General features: G+C 70.4%; 1 protein-coding gene. It reads left to right on the forward strand.

The annotated features are described in order from the left end of the window. A partial coding sequence (locus ACFXA3_RS39695) for an amino acid adenylation domain-containing protein (protein WP_385195825.1) occupies positions 1-3,089 on the forward strand: 3,089 nt, incomplete at both ends.

Below are 3,089 nucleotides of genomic sequence, written 5' to 3' on the forward strand. Positions count from 1 at the left end.
CAGGTGAAGGTGCGGGGTTTCCGTATCGAGCCGGGTGAGATCGAGGCGGTGCTGGCGGAGCACGAGCTGGTCGTGCAGAGCGCGGTCGTGGTGCGCGAGGACGTCCCGGGGGACAAGCGGCTCACCGCCTACGTGGTGCCCGCCGCAGGCGGGAACGAAGCCGACCCGGCAGTGCTCCGCGGGTTCGTCGCGCAGCGGCTTCCGGACTACATGGTGCCCTCCGCCTTCGTACAGCTGGACGCGCTGCCCCTCACACCGAACGGGAAGCTCGACCGCGACGCCCTGCCGGCACCGGAGTACACGCCGGGCGCTTCGGGGCGTGGGCCGCGGTCGCCGCGGGAGGAGATCCTGTGCGGTCTCTTCGCCGAGGTCCTCGGCCTGGACGTCGTGTCGATCGATGACGGTTTCTTCGACCGTGGCGGCCATTCGCTGCTGGCGACCCGCCTCGTGAGCCGGATCCGGTCCGCGCTCGGGGTCGAGGTGAGTATTCGCTCGTTGTTCGAGGCTCCGACCGTCGCCGGCCTCGTACACCGGCTCGATGAGGGTGGTCGGGCCCGGGAGCCGTTGGGGCAGCGGGTGCGGCCGGAGACTCTTCCGGTGTCGTTCGCGCAGCGTCGCCTGTGGTTCCTGGGCCAGCTCGAAGGCATCTCCGCCACGTACAACATCCCGCTCGCACTCCGTCTGACCGGTGCCTTGGACGTGGAGGCGCTGCGGGCTGCGCTCGCGGACGTCGCCGGGCGGCACGAGAGCCTGCGCACGGTGTTCCGCCAGAGCCCTGACGGTCAGCCGAGCCAGCTCGTCCTCGACCCGATCGAGGGTGCTCCCGAAGCCCGTCCGGAAGCGGTATCCGCGGATGGGGTGGCTTCGGCCGTGGCCGCCTCCGTGCGTGCCGGGTTCGATCTGGAGCGGGATCTTCCGTGGCGGGTGCGGCTGCTGGAGGTCGCCGACGCTCCGGGCGAGTGGGTTCTGGTGATGGTGGTCCATCACATCGCGGCGGACGGCTGGTCGATGGCGCCGCTGGCCCGGGACCTTTCGCAGGCCTATGAGGCCCGCTGCCAGGGGCATGCCCCGCAGTGGCGGCCGCTCGCGGTGCAGTACGCGGACTACACGCTGTGGCAGCGCGAGGTCCTCGGCGACGAGGACGACCCGGACAGCGTGATCGCCGCCCAGGTCGCCTACTGGAAGCAAGCGCTGGCCGACCTCCCCGAGCAGCTGGAGCTGCCTGTCGACCACCCGCGGCCTGCGATCGCCTCCTCTGACGGTGCGTCCGTTGGTGTGCAGGTGCCGGCCGAAACGCATGCCCGGCTGGTGGAGCTCTCGCGCTCCTGCGGCGCGAGCGTGTTCATGACGGTGCAGGCCGCGCTCGCTGTTCTGCTCTCGAAGATGGGCGCCGGGCAGGACATCCCGATCGGAACGCCGATCGCTGGCCGTACCGACGACGCCCTCGACGACCTCGTCGGATGCTTCCTGAACACGCTCGTGCTGCGGACCGACCTGTCGGGTGACCCGACCTTCCGGGAGGTCGTGGAGCGCGTCCGCGAAGCGGACCTCGGCGCGTACGCCCATCAGGACGTGCCGTTCGAGCGGCTCGTGGAGATCCTCAACCCGGCACGCTCCATGGCCCGCCACCCCCTCTTCCAGGTCATGCTCAGCTTCCACAACAACGCGCAACCCGACCTCGACCTGCTCGGCGTTCAGGCCGTGTCGGAGCCCCTGACGAACGCCGCGGCGAAGTTCGACCTGTCGGTCAGCCTCGGAGAGTTCCACGACGAGGAGGGGATCCCCGGCGGGCTGCTGGGGCAGCTGGAGTACCGGACGGACCTCTTCACGGCCGAGACCGTCCAGGGTTTCGCGGATCGCCTCGTCCGCGTACTGGAGACGGTGGTCGCGGATCCCGACCGGATGGTGCGCGACGTCGACGTGCTCGGTACCGATGAGCGCGAACGCATTCTGCACACGTGGAACGACACCGCCCAGGAGATCCCGGACGGCACCGTGCTCGACCTGTTCCGGGCGAGAGTGGCGCGCACTCCCGACGCGCTCGCCGTACTGAGCGGCGACGTCGAACTCACCTATGCCGAGCTCGATGCGCGCGCGAGCCGCCTCGCGAGGAAACTGATCGCACTCGGTGTGGGCCGGGAGCGCCTGGTCGGCCTGTGCCTGCCCCGTGGGGCGGACATGGTCGTGTCCCTCCTCGCGGTGTGGCGGGCCGGTGGTGCGTACGTGCCCCTGGACCCCGAGTACCCGTCGGACCGACTCGCCTACATGGTGGCGGACAGCGGCGCGGTCGTGGTCCTGGGGACGTCCGACACGGTGAAGGACCTGCCGCCGGAGGCGGTGCCCGTCGTGCTGCTCGACGAATTCGTCGACGCTGACGACGCTGACGACGCTGACGACGCGCTCTCCGGCGAAGAGCCTCCCGTCTCCGTCGATCCGGACCAGCTCGCATACGTGATCTACACGTCCGGCTCGACGGGACGGCCCAAGGGGGTGGCGGTTCCCCATCGTGGCGTCTCCAACCTCGCAGAGGTGATGCGCCCGGTCCTCGGTGTCCACGAAGGCGCGGTGGCCCTGCAGTTCGCCTCCTTCAGCTTCGACGCGTCCGTGCTCGACGTGGCCGTCACCCTCGCGGCCGGGGCGACCCTCGCCATCGCGTCGAGCGCCGAGCGGTCGGAGCCGGAGGCGCTGGCCGAGATGGTCAAGAAGTCCGGTGTGAACGTCGCCAGCGTGGTTCCCTCGCTGCTCGGGGTGCTCGACCCCGCCGCACTCTCCGGAGTGGAGAACTGGGTCCTGGGGGCAGAGCTGCTCACGGCGGACCTGGCCAGCCGGTGGACGGCCGGCGCCCGCATGTGGAACACCTACGGCCCGACCGAAGCCACGGTGATCACCACGGCCGTCGAACTGGACCGGTCCATCCGGCCCGAGGACCAGCCCCCGCCGATCGGGCGCCCGCTTGGAAATGCGCGGGTGTATGTGCTGGATGCGGGTCTGTCTCCGGTGCCGGTGGGTGTGGCGGGTGAGTTGTACATCGCGGGTGCGCAGTTGGCTCGGGGTTATGTGGGTCGTGCGGGGTTGACGGCGGAGCGGTT

This window comes from Streptomyces sp. NPDC059456 (assembly GCF_042750055.1).
Lineage (GTDB): Bacteria > Actinomycetota > Actinomycetes > Streptomycetales > Streptomycetaceae > Streptomyces.